General features: G+C 64.0%; 19 protein-coding genes. 6 read left to right on the top strand and 13 right to left on the bottom strand.

Annotation, left to right across the window (positions count from 1 at the left end; genetic code table 11):
- Positions 1 to 19: 19 nt before the first annotated feature.
- The 3 genes from Q6D67_RS02300 to Q6D67_RS02310 are packed head-to-tail and all read right to left on the bottom strand — an operon-like array spanning position 20 to position 4,178.
- A complete protein-coding gene (locus Q6D67_RS02300; protein WP_304703908.1) occupies positions 20 to 649 on the bottom strand; it encodes a response regulator transcription factor in 630 nt (209 codons plus the stop codon).
- Positions 649 to 2,055 carry an HlyD family type I secretion periplasmic adaptor subunit gene (locus Q6D67_RS02305; protein ID WP_304703909.1) on the bottom strand — a complete coding sequence of 469 codons (1,407 nt, stop codon included), beginning with the start codon at positions 2,053 to 2,055 and terminating at the stop codon, positions 649 to 651. The genes Q6D67_RS02300 and Q6D67_RS02305 overlap by 1 nt, the downstream gene beginning before the upstream one ends.
- A complete protein-coding gene (locus Q6D67_RS02310) occupies positions 2,052 to 4,178 on the bottom strand; it encodes a type I secretion system permease/ATPase (protein ID WP_304703910.1) in 2,127 nt (708 codons plus the stop codon). The genes Q6D67_RS02305 and Q6D67_RS02310 overlap by 4 nt, the downstream gene beginning before the upstream one ends.
- 246 nt (positions 4,179 to 4,424) lie before the next feature.
- On the opposite strand from Q6D67_RS02310, the gene Q6D67_RS02315 reads away from it, so the two are divergent.
- Positions 4,425 to 4,643 (top strand): hypothetical protein, encoded by a 219-nt coding sequence (locus tag Q6D67_RS02315; protein ID WP_304703912.1) that lies wholly within the window; start codon positions 4,425 to 4,427, stop codon positions 4,641 to 4,643.
- Between the two features lie 14 nt (positions 4,644 to 4,657).
- On the opposite strand, the gene Q6D67_RS02320 is transcribed toward Q6D67_RS02315, so the two are convergent.
- The 4 genes from Q6D67_RS02320 to Q6D67_RS02335 form a co-directional block, all read right to left on the bottom strand.
- On the bottom strand, positions 4,658 to 5,845 hold the full coding sequence (locus Q6D67_RS02320; RefSeq protein ID WP_304703913.1) for a glycine C-acetyltransferase: 1,188 nt from the start codon (positions 5,843 to 5,845) through the stop codon (positions 4,658 to 4,660).
- Positions 5,838 to 6,884, bottom strand: a complete 1,047-nt coding sequence (locus Q6D67_RS02325; RefSeq protein ID WP_304703914.1) for a COX15/CtaA family protein — start codon at positions 6,882 to 6,884, stop codon at positions 5,838 to 5,840. The genes Q6D67_RS02320 and Q6D67_RS02325 overlap by 8 nt, the downstream gene beginning before the upstream one ends.
- A 78-nt stretch (positions 6,885 to 6,962) precedes the next feature.
- Positions 6,963 to 7,628 (bottom strand): CoA transferase subunit B, encoded by a 666-nt coding sequence (locus Q6D67_RS02330; RefSeq protein ID WP_304703915.1) that lies wholly within the window; start codon positions 7,626 to 7,628, stop codon positions 6,963 to 6,965.
- A gap of 14 nt (positions 7,629 to 7,642) precedes the next feature.
- On the bottom strand, positions 7,643 to 8,344 hold the full coding sequence (locus tag Q6D67_RS02335) for a CoA transferase subunit A (protein WP_304703916.1): 702 nt from the start codon (positions 8,342 to 8,344) through the stop codon (positions 7,643 to 7,645).
- A gap of 270 nt (positions 8,345 to 8,614) precedes the next feature.
- On the opposite strand from Q6D67_RS02335, the gene Q6D67_RS02340 reads away from it, so the two are divergent.
- Positions 8,615 to 10,510 (top strand): ATP-binding cassette domain-containing protein, encoded by a 1,896-nt coding sequence (locus tag Q6D67_RS02340; RefSeq protein WP_304703917.1) that lies wholly within the window; start codon positions 8,615 to 8,617, stop codon positions 10,508 to 10,510.
- Positions 10,511 to 10,603: 93 nt separating this feature from the next.
- On the opposite strand, the gene Q6D67_RS02345 is transcribed toward Q6D67_RS02340, so the two are convergent.
- Genes Q6D67_RS02345 through Q6D67_RS02355 form a run of 3 tightly spaced genes read right to left on the bottom strand, consistent with a single transcriptional unit; the run spans position 10,604 to position 14,603 of the window.
- The gene (locus tag Q6D67_RS02345) at positions 10,604 to 11,800 is read right to left on the bottom strand and encodes an amino acid aminotransferase (RefSeq protein WP_304703918.1); all 1,197 of its coding nucleotides are present in this window, start codon (positions 11,798 to 11,800) and stop codon (positions 10,604 to 10,606) included.
- Positions 11,801 to 11,821: 21 nt separating this feature from the next.
- Entirely contained in the window at positions 11,822 to 13,267 is a 1,446-nt protein-coding gene (pepD, locus tag Q6D67_RS02350) for a beta-Ala-His dipeptidase (protein ID WP_304703919.1), read from the bottom strand.
- Positions 13,268 to 13,283: 16 nt separating this feature from the next.
- Positions 13,284 to 14,603 carry an NCS2 family permease gene (locus Q6D67_RS02355; protein WP_304703920.1) on the bottom strand — a complete coding sequence of 440 codons (1,320 nt, stop codon included), beginning with the start codon at positions 14,601 to 14,603 and terminating at the stop codon, positions 13,284 to 13,286.
- A 138-nt stretch (positions 14,604 to 14,741) separates the two neighbouring features.
- Here Q6D67_RS02355 and Q6D67_RS02360 point away from each other — a divergent pair, with 138 nt between their 5' ends.
- The gene (locus Q6D67_RS02360; RefSeq protein ID WP_304703921.1) at positions 14,742 to 15,320 is read left to right on the top strand and encodes a phosphoribosyltransferase; all 579 of its coding nucleotides are present in this window, start codon (positions 14,742 to 14,744) and stop codon (positions 15,318 to 15,320) included.
- Between the two features lie 5 nt (positions 15,321 to 15,325).
- Here the strand turns inward: Q6D67_RS02360 and Q6D67_RS02365 are convergent, their stop codons facing one another.
- Both Q6D67_RS02365 and Q6D67_RS02370 read right to left on the bottom strand, forming a co-directional pair.
- Positions 15,326 to 15,907 carry a cupin domain-containing protein gene (locus Q6D67_RS02365; protein ID WP_304703922.1) on the bottom strand — a complete coding sequence of 194 codons (582 nt, stop codon included), beginning with the start codon at positions 15,905 to 15,907 and terminating at the stop codon, positions 15,326 to 15,328.
- On the bottom strand, positions 15,904 to 17,322 hold the full coding sequence (locus tag Q6D67_RS02370; protein WP_304703923.1) for an amidohydrolase family protein: 1,419 nt from the start codon (positions 17,320 to 17,322) through the stop codon (positions 15,904 to 15,906). Before Q6D67_RS02370 ends, Q6D67_RS02365 begins: the two co-directional genes overlap by 4 nt.
- A gap of 222 nt (positions 17,323 to 17,544) precedes the next feature.
- Between Q6D67_RS02370 and Q6D67_RS02375 the strand changes: the two genes are divergently transcribed.
- Genes Q6D67_RS02375 through Q6D67_RS02385 form a run of 3 tightly spaced genes read left to right on the top strand, consistent with a single transcriptional unit; the run spans position 17,545 to position 21,729 of the window.
- Positions 17,545 to 19,704 (top strand): TonB-dependent receptor, encoded by a 2,160-nt coding sequence (locus Q6D67_RS02375; protein WP_304703924.1) that lies wholly within the window; start codon positions 17,545 to 17,547, stop codon positions 19,702 to 19,704.
- Positions 19,705 to 19,714: 10 nt separating this feature from the next.
- Positions 19,715 to 20,671 carry a ribokinase gene (gene rbsK, locus Q6D67_RS02380; protein WP_304703925.1) on the top strand — a complete coding sequence of 319 codons (957 nt, stop codon included), beginning with the start codon at positions 19,715 to 19,717 and terminating at the stop codon, positions 20,669 to 20,671.
- Positions 20,668 to 21,729, top strand: coding sequence for a purine nucleoside permease (locus Q6D67_RS02385; RefSeq protein ID WP_304703926.1), 1,062 nt, complete (start codon positions 20,668 to 20,670; stop codon positions 21,727 to 21,729). Before rbsK ends, Q6D67_RS02385 begins: the two co-directional genes overlap by 4 nt.
- 12 nt (positions 21,730 to 21,741) lie before the next feature.
- Here the strand turns inward: Q6D67_RS02385 and Q6D67_RS02390 are convergent, their stop codons facing one another.
- The gene (locus Q6D67_RS02390) at positions 21,742 to 23,481 is read right to left on the bottom strand and encodes a hypothetical protein (protein ID WP_304703927.1); all 1,740 of its coding nucleotides are present in this window, start codon (positions 23,479 to 23,481) and stop codon (positions 21,742 to 21,744) included.
- Positions 23,482 to 23,545 lie beyond the last annotated feature (64 nt).

The raw sequence follows: 23,545 nt of genomic DNA on the forward strand, positions 1-23,545 counted from the left end.
TCAAGGCGGGATCTGTGACTCAGTTCACGGCGGTGTAGGTAGGAATATTGTTCATCGCCAGGGCCAGCTGCACGCGATCGCGGACCCCGAGCTTCTCGAAAATGGTCGAAAGGTGTGCTTTGACCGTGCGCTCGGCAATGTCCAGGACCTCTGCAATCTCGCGGTTACTGGCCCCGTGAGCAACCCGCTCCGCTACCATCAACTCCCTGGGAGTCAGGTTATTGAGCTCCGGGTGTTCCGGCGCGGGAGTGGGCACCACCCGCAGGGACAGGGCCATCAGGCGCTGCACCAGTTCCGGCAACATCCAGAGCCCCCCGTGCTCTACCACCAGGGCGATTTCCCGCAGCTGCTCCGGGGCCGCCTCGACGTGGCAGTAACCCACCGCGCCATCGTTCAGCGCCTGAAACGCTTCTGCCTCGGAGGGAGTGGCCGTCATGACAACCACCCGATAACCCGCCGCGACCGCTTCCCGTAGCCGCGCCAGGCGTTCCATGAGATCCAGCCCGACTCCATCAAGCCACACCGTCTGCCGGGCCACTACCGCCAGCGGTGCAACATCAACGACCTGGGGCACGGCACAGGCGTCCGGGAACGCCTGCCGCCAGCGATCGCGCATCCTGCCCTCGGCCACCACAAACAACTGTTTCATCAGCGCTCCGTCAGGGCGTACTGCTTGGCCCGCAGCACGGGCTTCATCAAATACGCCAGGATAGTCTTCTTCCCGGTCAGGATATCCACCTGCACCGTCATACCCGGCATGATCGGCATCTCCTCGCCGAAGCCAGCTTGCTTCGTGCGCACATGCACCTCATAGAAGGGGTTGCCTTCGTCATCCATGATGGTGTCGGCACCGATATGCTCCACGGTGCCCTCAAGGCCACCGTAAACCACAAAATCATAGGCCGTGAACTTCACCAGCGCTTCCTGTCCGGGGATCAGGAAGGCGATGTCCTGGGGCCGGATCCGGACTTCCACCAGCAGGGTATCGTCCAGCGGCACCACTTCAACGACTTCCTTGCCCGGCAGCACTACCCCGCCAATGGTGTTGTGGTACAAGCGCTTGATCGTACCCTTTACTGGTGACCGTATTTCGGTCTGCTGCACCCGGTCACTGAGGCCCAACCCTGCCTCACGCAAGCCGTTCATACGGGCAATCGTGTCGGTCAGTTCTTCACGCACCTTGTTCTCATACTCAACTTCCACCTCGCTCAGCCGACCCCGGGCCTCCTGGATGGCGGAGGCGATACGCTTGATCTGGGCCTGGGACTGCTCGAACTCGCCACTGAGCTGGTTGACCTCGCGCTCCAGGCGCAGGATTTCAACCTGCGAAACCGCGCCGGAGGAGACCATGGGCCGGGTGACGCTCAGCTCCTGCCGGCTCAGGTCCAGGGAGCGGGACAACTGGCGCGAGCGGGCGTTAACCTCTGCCAGCTCCTGCTCCCGCTGCTCCAACTGCTCCGCGGCGATCTGCCGTTGCAGGTTAAGCTGGGCCAGGCTCGACTCATACAGGGCTCGCTCCTGTTCCACAATTTCGGGCACCTGCCGCAGCCACTCGGGCACCACCACGAACTCCGTGCGGGCCAGGTTGGCACTCAGACGCGCCGCTCGCACGGAGAGGGCCTGGAACTCGGTCTGGTTCTCGCGCAGATTGGATTCGGAGCGGGTCTGGTCCAGCCGCACCAGCAGCTGCCCGGCCTCGACAATATCCCCGGCGCGGGTGTGGATCTCGGTCACAACACCGCCATCCTGGGATTGCATCACCTGGATCTGGCGCGAGGGAATGACCTTGCCCGTGCCTCGGGTGACCTCGTCAATCTCGGCGAAAGCAGCCCAGGCCACCAGGGCGATGACAATCAGGGCAACGATATACAGCACGGCCCGGGCACGCAGGGGCTGCTGCTCTACATAGGCACGGTGAGCATTCTGCTCCCAGTTACGGGGCGCATCGGCGGCGTCCTTGAGCCACGGAGCAAAGATGAAGTCCGCCAGATAGCGCTTCCGGGGGCTATCCGGGAGCGGCTCTGGCACGCCTTTGGACTCCGGTTCCTGGCTCATTTGGCCGCCCCTATCTTGCCCTGCTGCAGGGCCTGGACCACGCTGTCGCGCGGCCCGTCGGCAACCAGCCGGCCGTTGTCGATTACGATGATCCGATCGACCATTTCCAGCAGCGAGTTACGGTGGGTCACCACCACCCAGGTGCGGCCCTGGATGTAGTCGGTAAGCTGCTGCTTGACCGCCACTTCGGTGGAATGATCCATGGAGCCGGTGGGCTCGTCCATCAACAGGATAGGCGGATCGTGGACCACCGCACGGGCCAGGGCGACGCACTTGCGCTGCCCCCCGGACAGTGAATCACCGCGCTCGCTGACCTGCATGTCGAAGCCCTTCGGGTGGCGGTTGATATAATCGGACAGGTTGGCAATTTCCGCAGCACGCACCAGCGCCGAGTCGCTGACGTTGGCGTGGGACAGGGTGATATTGTCGCGCAGGCTGCCATAGAACAGGGTTACGTCCTGGGGCACGTAACCCACGCGGGAGCGCAGCTCACTGGGGTCAAGCTGGCGCAGATCTATGCCGTCTATCATGATGCTGCCTGCCGTGGGCTGGTACAGCCCCATGGCCAGTTTCTGCAAGGTGGACTTGCCCGAGCCGACCCGCCCCAGAATCGCCACCCGCTCCCCGGGCTTGATCCGGAACGACACATTGCTCAACGACTCCAACTCCGCCCCGGGGTAGGCAAATGACACCTGGCGGAACTCAATGTCACCCTTGAACATCTCCCGGGACAGCAACTGGGCCCCCTCTTCCCGTTCCATCGGCTTGGCCATCACCTCATCCAGGGAACTGAGGGAGATCCGGGCGTTGTGCCAGGAGGTGACCAAACCCGCCACCTGGCCGAAGGGCGCCATCGCCCGGCCGCTGAGCATGGTGCAGGCGATCAGGCCCCCCATGCTTAGCTCGCCCGCGGTGATCAGATAGACCCCGGTGATGATCACGAACATGGTGACCATCTGGTTGGCCCACTGGGTAACGTTGATGGTGGAGTTGGAGACCAGCCGCAGTTGCACGCCGACGTGGGCCAGGAACGCTGTGGCTTCCTCCCACTTGCGCTGCATACGCGACTCGGCACCCATGGCCTTGAGCGTATCGAGACCCGCCAGGCTCTCGATCAGGGTGGCGTTGCGCAGGGCGCTGGCGCGGTAGGTAGTCTCGGACAGCTCCCTGAGCTTGCCCTGGGTAGCCAGCGCATAGCCCAGCACAAGCAGCAGGCCGACCCCCAGCGGAATCAGTATCGGCCAGGCGATCCAGGCGATCACCGCAATGAAAATGATGGCGAAAGGGACATCGATCAAGGTGGTCACCGAGGCCGAGGTAATGAAATCACGCACGGTTTCGAAGGAGCGCAGGTTGACCGCGTAGGAGCCCACCGAACTCGCCCGGTGCTCAAGCCGCGAGCCCAGCACCCGTTCCATGATCTGCCCCGACAGGCGCATGTCCACCCGGCGGCTGGCCAGATCCAGAAAATAGCCGCGCATGGTGCGCAGAACAATGTCGGCCACAAGGATGATGATCACCCCCGCCGCCAGCATCCACAAAGTCTCCACCGCGTAGTTGGGTACCACGCGGTCGTAGACGTTCATGGTAAACAGGGGCAGCGCCAGGGCGAACACGTTAATGAAAAAGGCCGCCGTCAGCACGTCCCGATAGACGGGCATGTTGGCGCGGATGGCATCCCAGAACCAGTGACCCCGATCGGAGGTCCCGGTGCGCGGCGCGCGCTGGTCGAAGCGGAACCGCGGGCGACAGACGATAAGCCGGCCACTCTCCTGGGCCAGCAGTTTTTCCGCCGGCACCTCCACCGCCGCCTCGTTGAGGGAGGGGAAAATCACGGTGGCGTTGGCGCCGTCGTCGCTCCAGCCCATCAGCAGGCAGGCGCGATCGTTTTTCAACAGCACCACGGCGGGCAGCAGCGCGGGCTCCACGTCGCTGGCACTGCGCGGCAGAATGCGGCTGACCAGTCCCACCCGGCTGGCGGCGCGTTCAAACAGGGCAGGGGTCAGTTGGCCGTTCTCCAGCGGCAACCCTCCTACCAATGCCTCACCGGTGGAGGGAGTGCCATGATATCGGCACATTGCCAGCAGGCTCTGTAGCAGCGTATCGTCAAAGCTGGCAGTCATTTCTGGCGCTCATCCCCGTGGTCCAAACCCGGACCTCATTATTATCAACAGCAGCTAAACTACTGAATATGGCAGAATTTCCGTGCCCGCAGAGGATAAGCCAGTTGCCTGTGAAATACCATGTGACTCACTTCACAAAGCGGACAACTCGTGCTGGGATACGCCAGCCCGGGTTTGTGTAAAGTCAGGGAAATGAGCCACACTGTGCAGATGCCATTGCTCCAGAATGGCAGAGGAGATATTGCAATGTCCGACAAACACCCGGTTTTTGAAGCACGCGATTTGGCGCCCCCCGTCTGCAAGGACAAGCAGGGCGAAGAAAAATATACAGGCGTCGAACGGCGCAAAACTGAGCGCAGGGATCACCAGGATCGTCGCGAGGAAGTGCGCTTCGACATCACCAAGGAAGACCGCCGCTCGGGCTCAGGCCGCCGCAAGGACGACAAGACCCCGAAGTTCTGGTGAATAGTATCATGTCACTAGCACCCCACCTCGGCCTTCGCACGGCTGAAAGCCTCCAGGGCGAAATCGATATCCGCGTCAGTCAGCGCCGCCGACATCTGGGTGCGAATCCTTGCCTTGCCCTTCGGCACGACCGGGAAAGAGAACGCCACCACGTAAACACCCTGTGCCAGCACCGCCTCGGCGAAGCGGCCAGCGAGCGCCGCGTCGTGCAGCATGACCGGCACAATGGGGTGCTCCCCGGGTAACAGCTCGAAACCCAAATTTTCCAGACCGGAGCGAAAACGGGCGGTGTTGCTGGCCAGGCGCTGGCGCAGTTCCGGCACCGTCGCCACCAGTTCTACCGCCTTGATTGCCCCCGCCACCACTGGCGGCGCCACAGTATTGGAAAACAGGTAGGGCCGCGAGCGCTGCCGCAGCAGGTCGACAATCTCCTGCCGCGCAGCGGTGTAGCCACCGCTGGCGCCGCCGAGTGCCTTGCCCAGGGTGCCGGTGGTGATATCGATCCGGTCCATGCAACCGCGCAACTCATGGGTGCCGCGACCGCCGGCGCCGACGAAGCCGGTGGCATGGCAGTCATCGAAGTGGACCAGGGCGTCGTAACGCTCGGCCAGGTCGCAGATTTCGTCGAGGCGGGCGACATAGCCGTCCATCGAGAACACGCCATCGCTGGTGATCAGCTTGAAGCGGGCCCCGGCGGCAGCCGCTGCCTGCAGCTGTGCCTCGAGATCGGCCATGTCGCTGTTGCGATAGCGGAAGCGCTTGGCTTTGCACAGGCGGATACCGTCAATGATGCTGGCGTGATTGAGCTCATCGGAGATGACCGCGTCCTCCTCACCCAGCAGGGTTTCGAACAGGCCGCCATTGGCGTCAAAGCAGGAAGGGTAAAGAATGGTGTCCTCGGTACCGAGAAACGCCGACAGGCTGGATTCCAGCTCCTTGTGCAGGGTCTGGGTGCCACAGATAAAGCGCACCGAGGCCATGCCATAGCCCCAGTCGTGCAGGCCCGCGGCGGCGGCGGCATTGACCCCCGGGTGTTGGGCGAGGCCGAGGTAGTTGTTGGCGCAGAGGTTCAGCACCTCCTTCTCCCTGACCCCCACGTGAGCCCCCTGGGGCGTGGTGATCAAGCGCTCGTGCTTGTACAGGCCCGCGGCTTCGATTTCCGCCAACTGGCCCGCCAGATGCTCCTGGAACCGCTCATACATGCGCTTTTCCCCGCTGCAGGACATGTGCCGCATACAGCATGGCAGACAACAGCAATACGGCGCCACCCTGGTGCGCCGCCGCCAGACTTATCGGCACATGGCGCAGCAGGGTGGTAATGCCGAGGACAACCTGCAGCCACAGTGCCAGCACCAGCAGCACCGTCGCCATCCTGGCGCGGGGCCCCAGCCCCGAGCGCCACAGCCGGAAAGCAAAAACATGCACCAGGCCGAACAGAATGTAGGCGAAGATGCGATGGTTGAACTGGATCGCGGTAATGTCCTCGAAGGCATCCAGCCAGGCCGGCTCACCCGAGTACAGTCCGGGCGGGATAAAGCTGGTCCCCATCAGGGGCCAGGTGCTGTAGGCAAAGCCTGCCTTGGTGCCGGCGACCAGACCGCCGGAGAGAATCATCAGGAATACCAGCGCGACCAGGGCCAGGCCCCAGGGCGCCAACTGGTGCGGGGTGCGGCCCCGCGGATGCCGACCGGTGACCAGATCGAGGATCAGCCACAGCATCCAGGCATAGATAAGCACCGCCAGCCCGAGGTGTGCGGTCAGGCGGTACTGGCTGACGTGCGGCACGTCGACCAGCCCGCTCTTCACCATGTACCAGCCGAGGAATCCCTGGCAGCCGCCGAGAATGAACAGGCCCCAGAGCTTGGGCATCATGCCCGCCCGGATCCGCCCGCGCAGGGCAAAATAGAGCATGGGGAAGAAGAACAGCACCCCGATCAGGCGCCCCAGTACCCGGTGCAGGTACTCGTACATGAAGATCACCTTGAAGGCGTCCATGGACATGCCGCGATTGATCTGCAGGTATTCCGGAGACTGGCGGTATTTGTTCAGGGCCTCTTCCCAGGCCGCGTCCGACAGCGGCGGGATTACGCCCATGATCGGTTGCCATTCGGTGATGGAAAGCCCGGAATTGGTCAGGCGGGTTACCCCGCCGAGCAGGATCATGCCAAAGATGACCGCCGCGCAGAGAATCAGCCAGGCGGCGATCTGGCGGTCATAGTCAGCTTGTCGGGGATATACCATCGCGTTGCCTCGGCCCGCAGTTTCCAGAGGGCGGCAATAATAACCGAAATGGCTGGCCAGGTGGGTCACACGAGTGGGTTAGCTCAATTCGAACGTCATCTCCGGCACCTCATCGGGCACCACCAGTTCACCCGCGGTCAGGCGCACGATCTCCTCCACGCTCACCCCGGGAGCGCGCTCCCGCAGCCAGAACTTGCCGTCGGCGATCTCCAGGTAGGCGAGGTCGGTCACCACCCGCTTGATACACCCGGCCCCGGTCAGCGGCAGGGTGCACTGGGGCAGCAGCTTGGATTCACCGTCCTTGGAAGCGTGGGTCATGAGGACGATGATATTGTCGGCACCGGCCACCAGGTCCATGGCGCCGCCCATGCCCTTGACCAGCTTTCCGGGAATCATGTAGGAGGCGATATTGCCCGCCACATCCACCTCGAATGCGCCCAGCACCGTGAGGTCGACATGGCCACCACGGATCATCGCAAAAGACTCCGCGGAGGAAAAGATTGAGGCGCCAGTGGCCGCGGTGACCGTCTGCTTGCCGGCGTTGATCATGTCCGGGTCCAGTTGCGCCTCGGTGGGAAACGGCCCCATGCCCAGCAGGCCATTCTCCGACTGCAGCATCACCTCAATGCCCTCGGGGGCGTAATTCGCCACCAGGGTGGGAATACCGATGCCGAGGTTCACATAGAAGCCGTCCTGCAGCTCCTGGGCGACGCGCTGTGCCATTTGTTCGCGGGATAGTGCCATAGCTGTGTGCTCCCTCAGCCTGCGCGCACGGTGCGCTGTTCAATGCGTTTTTCGAACGTGCCCTGGATCAGGCGGTTGACGTAGATCCCGGGAGTATGAATCTGGCTCGGCTCCAGTTCGCCGGGCTCCACCAGCTCCTCCACTTCGGCGACGGTTATCCGGCCGGCGGTGGCGGCTTCCGGATTGAAGTTCATGGCTGTGTGGCGATAGATGAGATTGCCGTAGCGGTCGCCCTTCCAGGCCTTGACGATGGCGAAGTCGCCGACAACCGCTTCCTCCAGGATGTAGTGGCGACCATTGAACTCACGCACTTCCTTGCCTTCGCCCACCGGGGTGCCGTAACCGGTAGCGGTGTAGAAAGCAGGAATGCCGGCGCCGCCGGCGCGCATTTTTTCCGCCAGGGTGCCCTGGGGCGTCAGCTCCACCTCCAGCTCGCCCGCCAGCAGCTGTTCCATGAACAGCTTGTTCTCGCCCACATAGGACGACACCATCTTGCGGATCTGCCGGTCCTCCAGGAGGATGCCCAGCCCGAAACCATCCACACCGCAGTTGTTGGAGAAGAAGGTCAGGTCGCGGGTGCCCTTGCGCTTGATCTCGGCTATCAGGTTTTCCGGTATGCCGCAGAGGCCGAAACCACCGGCAATCACCGTCATTCCATCTTCCAGGCCCGCCATCGCCTCGGCATAGCTGCCCACCACCTTGTCGAATCCGGCCATGTTGCTTCCTCTGTTGTTGGCTGCCAGCGCCCCGCAGCTGCTGCGGTCGTCAATGAGGCGCACAGCTTCATACAGGCGGTTACATTTATCAAATATATTTATTCCACTCCCGAGGTAGGAGCTCACTCTGTGAGCGATTTGTGTGCCCATCGCCCGCGGAGCGGGCTCCTACAGGTAGGAGCTCACTCTGTGAGCGATCCCTGCCGATGGTGGCTGTACCGCAGCCAGTCACGTAGAATGGCGCGCCCACTACTACTGCAACCTGCTCCCATGCCTCTGCTCCGCCTCGAATCCCTGCAACTGCACTACGGCACCCAAGTGCTGCTCGACCATGTAGACCTGACCATCCGCCGCGGCGAGCGCTGGGGCCTGCTGGGCCGCAATGGTACCGGCAAGACCACCCTGCTGCGCATTCTCGCCGGGGAGCAGCAGCCGGACGCCGGTGAGCGCTGGCTGCGCCCGGGCGTGCGCATCGCGCGCCTGCTGCAGACCCTGCCCGACGCCGATGACAGCAGCGTCTATGACGTGGTCGCCGATGGCCTGGCGGAGGCCGGCAAGCTGCTGGCCGAATACCACCACCTGCTGCAGGATGCGGACATGGACTTCGACCGCCTGGCGCGGGTACAGCAGCGGCTCGAGGCCGCGGACGGCTGGGCCCTGCAGCAGCGGGTCGAAACCACCATTACCCAGCTGCAGCTCCCCCAGGACGCAAAAATGGGCGAACTTTCCGGCGGCTGGCGCCGGCGCGTTGCCCTGGCCCAGGCCCTGGTCGCGGACCCGGACATTCTGCTGCTGGACGAGCCCACCAACCACCTGGACATCCCCGCGATCCAGTGGCTGGAAACCCAGCTGCAGCAGTTCCGCGGCGCAATTGTCCTGATCACCCACGACCGCCGCTTCCTGCAGAATGTCGCCACCAGCATCGCCGAGCTGGACCGCGGCCACCTGACCACCTGGCACGGCAGCTACCAGGGCTTTCTCAACCACCGCGAGCAGGAACTGGAGGCCGAGGAACGCGCCAACGCCCTGTTCGACAAGAAGCTGGCACAGGAAGAGGTGTGGATACGCCAGGGTATCAAAGCCCGTCGCACCCGCAACGAGGGCCGGGTGCGTGACCTGGAGGCGATGCGCCGGGAGCGCCAGCAGCGGCGGGAAAAGGTCGGCAGTGCCAACTTCAATATCGAGGAGGCCAGCCGCTCGGGCAAGATCGTGGCGGAGCTGGAACACGTCAGCAAGGCTTTCGAAGGCCGGGAGGTCATTAGCGACTTCTCCACCATCATCCAGCGCGGCGACCGGGTGGGTATCGTCGGTGCCAACGGCGCCGGCAAATCCACCCTGGTGAAGCTGATCCTGGGCCAGCTTGCGCCGGACAGCGGCACTATCAAGCTCGGCACCAAGCTGGAGATCGCCTACTCCGACCAGCTGCGGGGCAAGCTGGAGCCGGAGCAGAACCTGATCGACAATATCTGCGGCGGCCAGGATTTCATCGAGATCAACGGCAAGCGCCGCCACGCCATTTCCTACCTGGGGGACTTCCTGTTCAGCCCGGAACGGGTGCGCACCCCGGTCAAGGCGCTGTCTGGCGGCGAGCAGAACCGTGCGATTCTGGCGCGCCTGTTCAGCAAGCCCGCCAACCTGTTGGTGCTGGACGAGCCCACCAACGACCTGGACGTCGAAACCCTGGAGCTGCTGGAGGACATCCTGCTGTCCTTCGACGGCACAGTGATCCTGGTCAGCCACGACCGCGATTTCATGGACCACGTGGTGACCCAGCTGCTGATCCTGCGCGGCGACGGCACGGTGGAAGAACAAGCGGGCGGCTACAGCGACTGGGAAGCCCGCGGCGGCAGGCTCACCGATCCCGCCAGCCGTGGCCAGCAGATGCCCGCGAGCAATCCCGAACCGGCAGCCGCGACTGCCACTGCGGTGGCATCGGCTGCGCCCCCCCGGCGCAAGCTGTCCTACAAGGAGCAGCGCGAACTGGAGGCCCTGCCGGGAAAGATCGAGGCGCTGGAACAGCAGCAGGCGGCGCTCCAGGCGCAGGCCTCCGACCCGGCCTTCTATCAGCAGGACCGGGCCAGCATGGACAAGGTGTTGGCGGATCTGGCTGCGGTAGAGGACGCCCTGGAAGCAGCAATCGAACGCTGGACCGAGCTGGAGGGCTGACCGGGGCACCTTGATGAAATGGGGTCAGGTCCTTCATGTAGCATTCGACCGAATGCCACATGAAGGACCTGACCCTTTATAATCTCTTCCCAATCAGTGACTCAACAGTACCTTGCCGACAGCCTCGGCGAGATAATCAATATTGGCGCCGTTTACGCCCGCGACATTGATCCGGGATGATTCCAGCAGGTACACGCTGTGCTCTTCCCGCAGGGCCAGCGCCTGTTCCCGGCTCAAGCCCAGGAACGAGAACATCCCCTTCTCCCGTTCGATAAAGCTGAAATCCCGGTCGGTACACAGCTCCAGCTTGCTCACCAGGCTGGTGCGCAGGCCGTTGATGCGCCGACACATGGCCTGCAACTCGTCCTGCCAGTTGCCGTTGAGCTCGTCGTCAGCCAGCAGCCGTCCCGCCAGCAGGGCGCCGTGGGCCGGCGGCATGGAATATATGCGCCGGGCTGCCACCTGGGCCTGGCTGCGCAGGGCGCTGGCGCTGGTGGGGCTGGCCGAGGCAAAAATGGCCGCCCCGGTACGCTCCCGATACAGGCCCATGTTCTTGGAGCAGGAGGCGGCAATAATGACTTCGGGCAGGCGTTGTACCAGCAGGCGCAGGCCCGCGGCATCCTCCTCCAGACCATCACCCAGGCCCTGGTAGGCAATATCGACAAAAGGCAGGAAACCCTGCTGCGCGGCCATCTCCGCGATCTCACCCCACTGCTCCAGAGTCAGGTCCGCGCCGCAGGGGTTGTGGCAGCAGCCGTGCAGCAGGACCACATCGCCCTGCTTCGCCTGCTTCAGATCATCCACCATGGCGTCGAAATTGACCCCATGGCTGGCGGGCTCATAGTAACGGTAGGTTTCAAACTTGAGACCCACGCTGCCCAGTAGCGGTATGTGTACCGGCCAGGTGGGATCGGACACCCATACCCGTGCTCCCGGCGCCGCGGCGTTGATGATTTCTGCGCCTATGCGCAGGGCGCCACAGCCGCCCGGGGTCTGGATGCTGCTGACCCGGGAATCCGCCAGGGCGGGGCTGTCCGCACCCAGCACCAGCCGCTGGATCCCGTGGTTGAAGACCGGGTCGCCGGCCGGGGGCATATAGGCCTTGGTGGTTTCCTCGTCGACCAGCGCCTGCTGGGCCAGGCGCACGGCCTCGAACACCGGGCACACGCCCTCTTCGTTCATGTAGATCCCGACTGTCAGGTCTACCTTGTCCGGGTTCGGGTCCGCGCGACAGGCGGCCGCGAGGCCGAGGATGGAATCTTCAGGAACCTGGGGCAGTGTCTCCAGCATGGCGTTTGTCCTCGTGGGTTATCAGAGTTCCGCCAGCAGGGCGGTCAGGTAGTGCCAGAACGGCGGCACGGTATCGATGCGCAGCCGCTCGGTAGGTGAGTGGGCGCCGCGTATGGTGGGGCCAAAGGAGAGGATGTCTGTATTCGGCTTCTTGCTCTTCAGGATCCCGCACTCGAGGCCTGCGTGAATGGCCTTGACCGCTGGCTCGCTGCCAAACAGGCGTTGGTGCAGGGCCTTGGCCCGGGCCAGCAGTGGGCTGGCGAAATCCGGCTGCCAGCCAGGGTAGCCGTCGATGCGATGAATCTCCAGACCGGCGAGCCGGGCCAGCGCTTCCACCCCGGTGCGCAGCGGCACTGCCTGCTCGGCGTTGAAGAAGCGGTAGCTCGCCTCGAGTTCCAGAACGCCGTCCTGCAGCTGCAGCCGCGCCAGGTTGATGCTGAGGTCTACGAGATCCGCGGGCTGGGCCAGGCTGTAGGCCTGGGCGCCGTGGGGGAATGCAGCGAGCAGTGCCAGCAGGCGCTGGCTGTCGGCCAACGACAACACTGGCAGCGGCTCCACCGGCGTCAGGCTCAGGGATACGCTGTGGTCTGCCGCCGGCAGGTAGCTGCGCCAGCGAGCCGTCAGGGAATCCAAACGCTCAGCCAGCACTTGCGCCTGCTCGGGTGTGCAGGCAAAAGCCGCCGTACCCTCACGCGGAATCACATTGTGAGCGACGCCGGCATCGGCGCTGGCCAGCTGCACCGTTTCCACTTCTGCCAGGCACTCCGCCAGCATTTTAAGTGCATTGCCGAGCTGGTGGTGGATTTCGACACCGGAGTGGCCGCCGGCCAGTCCCTTCAGTTCCAGGCTCCAGTACGACAGCTCAGCGTCGGGCTCCGCCAGCGGATAGCGCCCGGTCAGCAGCCAGCCGCCGCCTCCGGCGCAACCTATATACAGCTCGTGCCAGTCCTCGGTATCCAGGTTCAGCATGATATCGCCGCTGAGCAGGCTGGCGTCCAGCCCCAGGGCACCGCCGAGGCCAGTTTCCTCGTCCACGGTAAACAAAAGCTCCAGCGGCGGGTGCTGAACGTCACTGTCGGTCATCACCGCCAGGGCGGCGGCACAGCCGATGCCGTTGTCCGCGCCGAGGGTTGTACGGTCCGCCAGCAACCAGCCGTCCTCCACCTTCAGGCTCAAGGGGTCGGCATAGAAGTCGTGGGTCTTGTCGCCGGTTTTCACCGTCACCATGTCCAGGTGGTTCTGGATGATCACGGTGCCGTGGTGTTCGCGCCCGGGGGACGCGGGCACATAGACCACCATGTTGCCGGTGGCATCCAGCTGCCAGCGATAATCGTGGGCCTCGGCCTGCCCGATCACGTAGTCGCGCACCGCATCCTCGACTTTCGAGGGCCGCGGAATCTGCGATATGCAGTAAAAGTGTTCCCAGAGATGTTCAGGGTCCGAGGGGTAGGTTGCTGGTTTCGTCATCAGGACTGGCCTCGAGTTACATCAGGGCAAACTTGGCGATGAAGATCAGCGCCAGGAACCAGGCGCCGGGTGAAATATCCCGGTATCTGCCGACACACAGCTTGATCGCGACATAGCTGATGAAACCGACCGCGATCCCGTTGGCGATGGAAAACGTCAGCGGAATCATCACCACTGTGAGCAGCGCCGGCACCACCTCGGTCATGTCCTCCCACACCAGGCTCTGCAGGCTGGTCAGCATCAGCATAGCAACGTAGACCAGCGCCCCCGCAGTCGCGAAGGCCGGTACCATGGCAGCCACCGGCGCAAAGAAAATTGCCACCAGAAACAGGGTGCCCACGGTAACCGCAGTCAGGCCCGTGCGGCCGCCGGTCGCAACACCGGCGGCACTCTCCACGTAGCTGGTCACCGGGGCGCAGCCGAGGAAGGCGCCGAATACGCTGGAAGTGCTGTCCGCCTTCAGCGCCCGGTCCAGGTTGCGGATGCTGCCGTCCGGGTTCACCAGGCCGGCGCGAGTGGCGACCCCCAGCAGGGTACCCGCGGTATCAAACAGGTTCACAAACAGGAAGGCGATAATGACGCTGGTCATGGCGACATCCAGGGCACCGCGAATGTCCAGTTGCATGAACACGGGCGCCAGGCTCGGCGGCGCCGCCACCAGCCCCTGGTACTGCACCAGGCCAGAGCCCAGGGCGATGCCGGTAATGCCCAGAATGCCGATGATTATCGCGCCGTGCACCTGGCGGATGGAAAGGATTGCAATGACCAGAAAACCCAGCGCCGCCAAAAAAGGCTCGGGTGCCGTGAGGTCGCCCAAGGTGAGAAAGGTGGCCTCGCTGGCAACGATGATGCCGCCGCTTTTGAGCCCAATGAAACCCACGAACAGGCCCACGCCAGCGCCCATGGCCACGCGCAGGTCCAGCGGTATGCTGTCCAGCATCCAGCGCCGCAGGCGGGTGACACTCATGATCACAAACAGCACGCCGGCCAGGAATACTGCCCCCAGCGCCACCTGCCAGCTGTAGCCCATGTCGGCCACCACGGTGTAGGTAAAAAATGCGTTCAGTCCCATGCCCGGCGCCAGCCCCACCGGCCAGTTGGCGTACAGGCCCATCAAGTAGCAGGCCAGCGCCGACGCCAGGCAGGTAGCAACAAACGAGGCCTGCGGGTCCATGCCGGCGGCCGCCATCATCTGCGGGTTGACGAAGATGATATAGGCCATGGTGACGAAGGTGGTGGCGCCTGCAATCAACTCGGTGCGGACGGTGGTACCGTGTTCGGATAACCCGAAAACTCGCTCCAGAGGGCCTGCCGCAGTCTGGTTACCTTGCTCCATGGTGCTGCTTGCTCCCTCTGCCAGGCAAGTGCGAAAAGGGCGCAGTTTACGCAATCGCCGCGGGGGGCACCATAGCCGAAAAGCTGTGCTAACCTCTGCGCCTTCGCCGCCCCACCATCGCTTGAGGAAAGCACCGTCATGCACAAGTACTACATCAGCGCCCAGCAGTTGCTGGAAGACTCCTTCAGACTGGCCTGGCAGGTGTATACCAGTGGCTATCGGCCCAACTACATTGTCGGCGTCTGGCGCGGCGGTGCGCCGGTGGGGATTGCAGTGCAGGAGCTGCTCGACGTATTGGGGCTGGAGGCGGACCATATCGCCATCCGCACCTCCTCTTACACCGGCATTGGCGAGCGCAGCCGCCACGTCAAGGTGCACGGCCTGACCTACCTCATCAAACAGCTGGAATCCGAGGATTCGCTGCTGATCGTCGACGACGTGCACGACTCCGGCCTCTCCATAGACCAGGTCATCCACGATCTGCGCCAGGCCTGCAAGAAGAACACGCCGGAGATCCGCATCGCCACCCCATACTACAAGCCAGGCAACAACCAGACCGACCGGGTGCCGGATTACTACATCCACGAAACGGCGGACTGGCTGGTATTCCCCCACGAACTGCACGGCCTGACTGCCGCGGAGATCCGCGCCAACAAGCCCGAGCTCGCCAGCATCATGCCGGAGCTGGAGCAGCACCTCACCACTAAGAGTCGATAAGCGCGCTATTTGCGGGTGTAAGCGCGCACCACATCAGCGTGTTGTGGAAATTCCGCCAGCAATTCAGCACGTTTGCCCAGGGCCATGTCGGCATAGTCGAAACCCGGGGCAACCGCCTCGCTGATCAGCCCGTACTCCCCCGCCGGAAGGTGTGACGCCTTCCAGACCCCGCCGTGCACGGTCAACTGCAGGCGCTGGCCAGCGGCCAGGTCCGGCCCCAGCACTGCTTGCTCAAGGCGCCCGTCCGGATGCAGCAGGTAATAGTGCACCGGCGCACCGAGATGGTAGAAGTGCACGATGTCGGACTCGTTGCGGTGCCAGTGGCCAATCGGTGAATCATTCGTCAGCAGGTAGTGAATGGAAGTCATGGTGTAGCGCGGCCCGCGCGGGGTCTCTACCTGCGGCCGGTGGTCGGGCTGAAAGGTGCGGGCAAAATAGCCGCCCTCGACGTGGGCCTCCAGGCCGAGGGTGGCGATGACAGTCCTCTTGTCCGGTAGTGTCACGGTAGCCTCCTCGGCAACGATACGTTCAGCTCCGGCGATCAACGCCACCACAGCACAGATGAACGCGACGCTTGCGGTTCTCATGCGTCGTTCTCCTGCTGCTCCCGCAGCGCATTGCGAATACGGTCGCTGGCCCGGGTCACCGCCGCGCGCAGCGCTGGCTCCTCAATGGTGAGTACCTGGCGGTCCCGCATCAGCACCTGCCCGGCGACAATAGTCGTCTGCACGTCATGGCTGTCGAGCACATACACCAGGTGCGATTGCACGTCGTACAGGGGCAGGTGCCGGGTCTGGGTGACATCGAGCTGGATCATGTCCGCCTGCATTCCCACCTTCAGCTGGCCGATCACCTCGCCCATATGGATGGCCGCCGCACCCAGCCGTGTCGCCATGGCCAGGGCCTGGCCGGCAGGCATTGCGGTGGGCTCACCGCTCGCCACTTTGTGCAACAGGGCCGCCATGCGTACTTCTTCCCACAGGTCGAGATCGTTGTTGGACGCCGCGCCATCAGTACCCAGACCGACATTCACGCCCGCCGCCAGCATCGCCGGCGCCGGGGAGATACCGGCACCCAGTTTCATATTGGACGTGGGATTGTGAATCGCACCCACCCCGGCGGCGGCGGTCAGGGCGATATCCTCCGCGTCCAACTGCACCATATGCGCTGCAATCAGCGGCAATTGGTACATACCCAGCCCCGCCACATGGCGCACTGGACTGGTGCCATACTCCGCGGCGATAAACTCGGTCTCCGCCGGCGCCTCAGCCAGGTGCATGGACACCACGGCATCCAGCTCAGTGGCTTTCTCCACCGTGGCCTGCAGGTGTTCCGCCGAGACCGTGTAGGGCGCATGTGGCGCGAAGGCGGGTGTAATGCGTGGATGCCGGCCCTGCCAGCGGCGGACAAAATCCGCAGCCGCGGCAAAGGAGTCGTCCCAGCCGGCAAAGCCGGGGCTGGGGTAGTCAATGTGCGGCGCGCCGATCACGGCTCGCAGGCCACAGCGCTCGACCACGCCGGCGATTTCGTCCGGGTAGAAGTACATGTCGACAAAGGTGGTGGTACCGCCGCGGATCATCTCCCAGCAAGCGAGTTCAGTACCGGTGCGCACGAACTCAGGGGTAACAAAGCGCCCTTCCATCGGGAAAACATACTGGTTCAACCAGGTCATCAGATCGAGGTCGTCGACCATGCCCCGAAACAGGGTCATGGCGGTGTGGGTGTGGCCATTGACCAGGCCGGGCATCAGCACCCGGCCTTCACCCGCGATAGTGGCTTTGGCCACCCAGGCCCGGTCGATCCGCTCCCGGGGGCCCACATCCACGATCACACCGTCGCGCACCACCACCGCGGCATCCCGCAGCTCCGCTTGTTCGGCATCCATGGTCAGCAGGTAATCTCCGTAGACGATGAGATCGGCACCGCTGGCCGGGCTCGCCGTTGCAAGCAATGGCGAACACAAACAGCCCAGCAAAAGCCAGGGCGCGAACAGTTTCAACACAGGCATTCTCCCGTCCCGCGCTTGCGGGGACTCAGTACAGTTGGCTGCCCATCAAGGTGGGCAAATTCTGGTATTTTTGCCGCGGGGGGCTGCGGCCAACGCTACACACGTGTAAATTTTGCACAAATGAGCCGCCAAGGCCAGCCGCGGGCACCAGAACCCGGTATCGCTCCGCAAGAAACCACTCACAGCACCCCACCCGTTTACTCAGGAGAGACATCCATGAAAAGGATCACCGTACCACGGTTGGCCCTGACCGCCGCGATAGCCGCAGCGACTACAGCGACCGCCCCAGCCATGGCGCAGCTGGAGGAAATCATCGTCACGGCGCAGAAGCGTGAGCAAAGCCTGCTGGATGTCCCCCTGTCTGTTGCGACCATGAGCGGCGAGCGTTTTTCTGCCATCTTTGAAGGCGGCGCGGATATCCGCGGCCTCTCCGCCCGGGTACCTGGCCTCTATGTCGAATCATCCAATGGCCGCGTAGCGCCGCGCTTCTACATCCGCGGGCTGGGCAATATCGACTTCGATCTCGCCGCGTCCCAGCCTGTGTCCATCATCATGGACGAGGTGGTCAAGGAGAATGTGGTGCTGAAGAGCTTCCCCCTGTTCGACGTTGAGCAGGTGGAAGTGCTGCGTGGACCACAGGGCTCCCTGTTCGGTCGCAACACCACCGCCGGTATCGTCAAGTTCGATTCCCGCAAGCCCACCCAGGAGATGGAGGGCCGGGCCAAGGTGGACATCGGCGAACTGGATACTCTTAATTTCGAGGGCGCCGCTGGCGGCGGCCTCACCGATACCGTCGCCGGGCGCGTCGCGGTGCTGTATCAGAGCCGCGGTGACTGGATCGACAACGGCTTTACCGGGGAAGACGATGCCCTGGGCGGCTTTATCGAAAAAGCCGTCAAGGGTTTCCTGCTGTTCGAGCCCAATGACCGCATGAGCGCGCTGCTGGGCGCACACCACCGCGACCTGGATGGCACCGCCGCGGTGTTCCGCGCCAACATCTTCAACACCGGCAGCAACGACCTCAATGAAAACTACGACCGTGACACCGTGTTCTTCGACGAGGGCGACAACAACCCGCAGGAGTACCGTAACACGGGCGTCAACCTGAAAGTGGAGTACGACTTTGACAGCGTGACCCTGACCTCCATCACCGCGGGCGAGGATGCCAAGGGTCGCAGCCTCGGCGATATCGACGGCGGCTTCGGCGCCGCCTTCCTGCCGTTCATGGGGCCGGGCTTTATTCCCTTTCCCTCCCAGACCCAGGACTCGGCGGATGTACAGCAGTTCACCCAGGAGTTCCGTCTCTCCAGCAACAGCGGCGAGCGACTGAACTGGCAGGTAGGCATGTTCTACTTCGACTCCGAACTGGATGTGGAGACCAACCCCTTCTTCGTCCCGCCCACCACGGTCACCCATGAAAACACCTCCGTCGCCGTGTTCGGCCAGGCCGATTACGCACTCACCGACGCCTGGACCCTGACCGCAGGTCTGCGCTGGACCGACGACGAAAAGGACTTCTTTGCCCCCGGTTTCCAGGAGAGCGTGTCCGATGACCAGGTCAGCGGCGACCTCGCCCTGTCCTTCGCCGCCGGCGATACCTCCCTGTATTGGGCCAAGGTCGGCACCGGCTTCCGCGCACCCACCATTCAGGGCCGGGACGTCGCCTTTGGTGCGCCACCCTCGGTTGCCGACTCCGAGACCATCACCTCCTTCGAGGTAGGCTACAAGGCGGAGTACCTGGACGGGCGCATGCGCCTCAACGCGGCGCTGTTCTACTACGAAGTGGATGACATCCAGTTCACCGCCGTGGGTGGCGTGAACAACTCGATCCAGCTGGTAAACGCCGGGCAGGGTACCGGCCAGGGCGGGGAACTCGACGTCGAGTGGGCCCTCACCGACAACTTTGCCGTCACCTTCGGTGCCGGCTATGCCGATACTGAAATCGAGGACAGCAGCCTGCGCGTCGGCCCCTGTGGCAGCGGCGCCTGCACCATCCGCAACCCCGTTGATGGCGATGGCCTGGTGTTCGTCGACGGCAACCCCTTCCCCCAGGCGCCCGAGACCACGTTTAACTTCACCGCCTCCTGGACCCTCCCGGTAGGCAACGAGTCCGAGCTGTTCGCCTTCACCGACTGGTCCTACCAGGGTGACACCCAGCTGTTCCTCTACGATGCCGCCGAGTTTGTCACCGACGGCCAGTTTGAGGGCGGCCTGCGCCTGGGCTGGCGCCTGCGTGACGGCAGCTACGAAGTGGCCCTGTTCGGTCGCAACATCACTGACGAAGAGAATGTGCAGGGCGCGATTGACTTCAACAACCTGACCGGCTTTACCAACGAGCCGCGCGTCTGGGGTCTGTCGCTGTCCAGCACATTCTGACGGTGCAGCCGTGAGCAGGCTGGTTGTTGTCGGCTCCAGCAACACCGACATGGTCATCCGGGTGCCGCACTTGCCGGCGCCCGGAGAGACCGTGCTCGGCGGCAGCTTCAGCACTGCCGGGGGCGGCAAGGGCGCCAACCAGGCGGTGGCGGCGGCGCGGGCAGACGGTGACGTCAGTCTGGTTGCCTGCGTTGGCAAGGATGACTTCGGCTACGCCGCGCTGGCGGCCTTTGCCGTAGTCGGTATCAACACCGATCACTGTATGGTCGACCCGCAAGCGCCCTCGGGGGTCGCCCAGATTCTGGTGGACCCGAGCGGTGAGAACAGCATAGCGGTGGCACCGGGCGCCAATGCCTGCCTGCTACCGCGCCATATCGACACGGCCGGCCGTCTTTTGGAGAAGGCCGCCGTGGTCCTGCTGCAGCTGGAAACCCCGATCGAAACCGTGCTCGCAGCGGCCCGCCGCGCCAACCAGGCGGATGCGGTGGTTATCCTGAATCCGGCTCCGGCGCAATTGTTGCCAGCGGAGCTGTACCCGCTGCTCCAGATGCTCACCCCCAATGAAACCGAGGCCGCGCTGCTGACCGGCATTCAGGTCCGGGACCCGGGTTCCGCTGCGGCCGCGGCCGACACGCTGCACCAGCGTGGCGTCGGCACTGTGCTTATCACCCGCGGCGCCAACGGCGTGTACCTCTCCCAGAGCGATGACTCAAGGGAGCCCCTGCGCAGCGAGCACCCGGGTTTCCCGGTGACGGCAGTAGACACTACCGCAGCCGGTGACGTGTTCAACGGCTGCCTGGCCGTCGCCCTTACCGAGGGCTTGCCGTTACCGCAGGCCATACGCTTTGCCCAGGCCGCGGCCGCATTGTCGGTACAGCAGCCCGGTGCGCAGGCAAGCGCGCCGACCCGAGCTGCGATAGAATCCTTCCTCATCACCCAGGCAACGACGGATACACAAACACCATGATCAAATCTGCATTACTTTCCCTGCTCTGCGCCCTGTTGGCATTTCCCGCGCTGGCGGAAACTGCCGCTTCAGGCCCGATTCCGGTCAAGGTCGTGGTAGTCACCATGTTCGAGACCGGGGCCGACAGCGGCGATGAGGCCGGGGAATTCCAGCGCTGGTACGAGCGCGTGCCGCTGGATACCCGCTTCCCGGCACCGCATATGCACCACGATATCCACATGAACCTGGAATCCGGCGTTCTCGGCATCGTTACCGGCATGGGCACGGCCAATGCCGCCGCCAGTGTCATGGCACTGGGCCTGGACCCGCGTTTTGACCTGAGCAAGGCCTACTGGCTGGTGGCGGGGATCTCCGGCTTCGACCCGGCCGACGCCTCGCTGGGCTCCGTGGCCTGGGCCGAGTGGCTGGTAGACGGCGATCTGGCCCATGAGATCGACACCCGGGAGATCCCCGAGGACTGGGAGCACGGCTACTTTCCCCTGTTCAGCCAGGGCCCCGGCGATCCTGAGCGCAGAAATTACAATCTGGGCGAAGTCTTCCGGCTCGACACCGGGCTGGTGAACTGGGCTTACGACCTCACCAAAGGCATGCAACTGCCCGATCACGAAACCCTGGCCGCGGCCCGCAAGCCCTATGTCGACTACCCGGTGGGACAACAACCGCCGAAAGTGATCAAGGGTGACCAGCTGGCCGCAATGACCTTCTGGCACGGCAAGCTGCTCAACGACTGGGCCAACGAGTGGGTCAAGTACTGGACCGATGGCGAAGGCGAGTTCGTCAGTTCAGCGATGGAAGACACCGGTACCTATCAATCGCTCACCTACCTGCACGAAGCCGGCAAGGTCGACAAGCAGCGGGTGCTGGTGCTGCGCACCGCCTCCAACTTCACCCTGCCGCCCCCCGGCAAGACCGCCGCGGAATACCTGCGCGAAGAGCAGCACGACAGCTACGCGGGCCTGGATGCCGCGCTGGAAAATGCCTACCTGGTGGGCATGAAAGTGATCGAGACCCTGCTCGCGGACTGGGACAAGCATGCGGTGACGCCGCCCGGGCAGTAGCCTGGCGCGGCTCTACAGCCGCGAAGCCGTCAGAGTGAAGTCGGCGTGCGCCCAGGCCCGCTCGAAACGGGCCTGTGCCTCGGCCGCGGCTTCCGCCTGATCCTGGGCGGCGAGCGCCTCAGTCAGACCGTACAGGGACCAACCATTTTCCGGGTTGCGCCGCAACTCCTCGCGGTATACCGCCTCCGCATCTTCAGCCTGACCCAGCTCCAACAGCACCGCACCGAGAGTCTGCCGCACCGGAGCGTGCCAGCCCGGCGGCTCATCGTAGGGAATTGAGTCCTCCAGTGCGACCGCCTCCCGCAGGGCCGCCACCGCGGCCTCGCTTTCGCCCCGCGCCGCTGCCAGTTCACCGGCCAGTACCCGCTCTGCAACCTGCACCCCGTGTTGCAGTGAATACCGGCCCCACATCAGCAGGTCGCTGATGCGCGGATCCTCCCGGGCGGTGAGCACAGCCTGGTAATGCTGCTCCGCGTCTTCGAGCCGCTGCTGGTGCAGTGCCGCCAGACCCTGGGCGTAGTGCCAGATCGCTACCTGGAAGGGCAGGTCCTCCGCCGGCCGGGGCAACGCCGCAACCTCATCCCAGAGCCCGAAACGTACCCTCGCGAACAGCGGTGTCAGGGAGAACTGCTGCAGGGCTTCCATGCCTGGCATACGCATCAAGTCGGGGTCGCTGGTGCGCTCGCCGGTTGCTTCCGCCGCGGCCATGGCCGTGGCCCGATCCCCGGCCATGGTCGCAGCAAACCAGAGGAAATGATGATTGTGGGGCACATAACCCAGGGGATAGACCCCGGGCGCCGGGCGGCAGGTGGCAAGGTACAGGTCATCGGCCAGGATCGCCTCCTTATTGACCAGAGCGGCATCGTGCCAGCGCCCTACCCTGGCGTAGATATGTGCCGGCATGTGCACCAGGTGCCCGGAACCGGGAATCAGCCCCCGCAGCCGGTCCGCTGCCGCGGCGCCGCGCTCGGGTTCCGGCGATGCCTCTACCGCGTGGATGTAGAGATGCAGGGCTCCGGGATGGGCAGCATTGCGCGCCAGGGTCGCCTCCAGCCGATCCACAATGTCGCTGGTATTGCCCTTGGGTTGACCTTCGGCATCCCAGAAATCCCAGGGCTGCAGATTCATCAACGCCTCGGCGTGCAGGGTGGCGGCGTCCAGATCGTCGGGGTACCGGGTCACCAGGTTTTCCATCGCCACCGCGTAGGCCTCATCCAGCGCTGCGCGATCTTCCGGGGGATTTTCCGCATAGCGCGCCGACAGGGCCTCGATATAGGCACGCTCGCGCTCGCTGGCCTGGTCGGCCACAGCCCGCGCCGCCTGCAGCCGCTCCCAGGCCACCGGATTTTGCGCCGGGTCCATGGCAGCATTGACGTGGGGGCCCAGCACCAGGGCTGCACCCCACCAGCACATGGCGCACTCCGGGTCTGCCTCCAGCGCCCGCAGGAAGGAGCGTTCGGCGGCATCGTGGTTGAAGCCATAGGTCAGCATCAGGGCCTGATCAAACCAGCGTTGTGCTTCGGGCTGGCTTGTGGTGATTGTCATCCGGTGGTCACCCAGACCCTCGAGGAGCGAGGCGCCCACCGGGGCAATGGTGGGCAGCGCGGGTGGCGGCGTATCGGCAACGGCATCGGGGGTATCGGCGACGGCGACCGTGTCTGTAGTGAGTTGGAAGTCAGTGCCGCTGATGAAGTACACGAGCCCGGCAATTACGACTATGCTGACAAGAATAAGGGTGTGGACAGGTTTCATGCCGTACCTCCCGAGCGAATCGGTTGGGAACCCATCTGTTATAGACCACCTGACCCCATTGCGC

This window comes from Haliea sp. E1-2-M8, from assembly GCF_030649675.1.
Classification (GTDB): domain Bacteria; phylum Pseudomonadota; class Gammaproteobacteria; order Pseudomonadales; family Halieaceae; genus Haliea.

What these genes read in the sequence shown, in the direction of transcription:
- Q6D67_RS02305 (WP_304703909.1), bottom strand. Translation starts at nt 2,055, where the DNA reads ATGAGCCAGGAACCGGAGTCCAAAGGCGTGCCAGAGCCGCTCCCGGAT.
- Q6D67_RS02340 (WP_304703917.1), top strand. Translation starts at nt 8,615, where the DNA reads ATGCCTCTGCTCCGCCTCGAATCCCTGCAACTGCACTACGGCACCCAA.
- Q6D67_RS02375 (WP_304703924.1), top strand. Translation starts at nt 17,545, where the DNA reads ATGAAAAGGATCACCGTACCACGGTTGGCCCTGACCGCCGCGATAGCC.
- Q6D67_RS02320 (WP_304703913.1), bottom strand. Translation starts at nt 5,845, where the DNA reads ATGTATGAGCGGTTCCAGGAGCATCTGGCGGGCCAGTTGGCGGAAATC.
- Q6D67_RS02315 (WP_304703912.1), top strand. Translation starts at nt 4,425, where the DNA reads ATGTCCGACAAACACCCGGTTTTTGAAGCACGCGATTTGGCGCCCCCC.
- Q6D67_RS02345 (WP_304703918.1), bottom strand. Translation starts at nt 11,800, where the DNA reads ATGCTGGAGACACTGCCCCAGGTTCCTGAAGATTCCATCCTCGGCCTC.
- Q6D67_RS02360 (WP_304703921.1), top strand. Translation starts at nt 14,742, where the DNA reads ATGCACAAGTACTACATCAGCGCCCAGCAGTTGCTGGAAGACTCCTTC.
- pepD (WP_304703919.1), bottom strand. Translation starts at nt 13,267, where the DNA reads ATGACGAAACCAGCAACCTACCCCTCGGACCCTGAACATCTCTGGGAA.
- Q6D67_RS02300 (WP_304703908.1), bottom strand. Translation starts at nt 649, where the DNA reads ATGAAACAGTTGTTTGTGGTGGCCGAGGGCAGGATGCGCGATCGCTGG.
- Q6D67_RS02325 (WP_304703914.1), bottom strand. Translation starts at nt 6,884, where the DNA reads ATGGTATATCCCCGACAAGCTGACTATGACCGCCAGATCGCCGCCTGG.
- Q6D67_RS02330 (WP_304703915.1), bottom strand. Translation starts at nt 7,628, where the DNA reads ATGGCACTATCCCGCGAACAAATGGCACAGCGCGTCGCCCAGGAGCTG.
- Q6D67_RS02390 (WP_304703927.1), bottom strand. Translation starts at nt 23,481, where the DNA reads ATGAAACCTGTCCACACCCTTATTCTTGTCAGCATAGTCGTAATTGCC.
- Q6D67_RS02365 (WP_304703922.1), bottom strand. Translation starts at nt 15,907, where the DNA reads ATGAGAACCGCAAGCGTCGCGTTCATCTGTGCTGTGGTGGCGTTGATC.
- Q6D67_RS02385 (WP_304703926.1), top strand. Translation starts at nt 20,668, where the DNA reads ATGATCAAATCTGCATTACTTTCCCTGCTCTGCGCCCTGTTGGCATTT.
- Q6D67_RS02310 (WP_304703910.1), bottom strand. Translation starts at nt 4,178, where the DNA reads ATGACTGCCAGCTTTGACGATACGCTGCTACAGAGCCTGCTGGCAATG.
- Q6D67_RS02355 (WP_304703920.1), bottom strand. Translation starts at nt 14,603, where the DNA reads ATGGAGCAAGGTAACCAGACTGCGGCAGGCCCTCTGGAGCGAGTTTTC.
- Q6D67_RS02335 (WP_304703916.1), bottom strand. Translation starts at nt 8,344, where the DNA reads ATGGCCGGATTCGACAAGGTGGTGGGCAGCTATGCCGAGGCGATGGCG.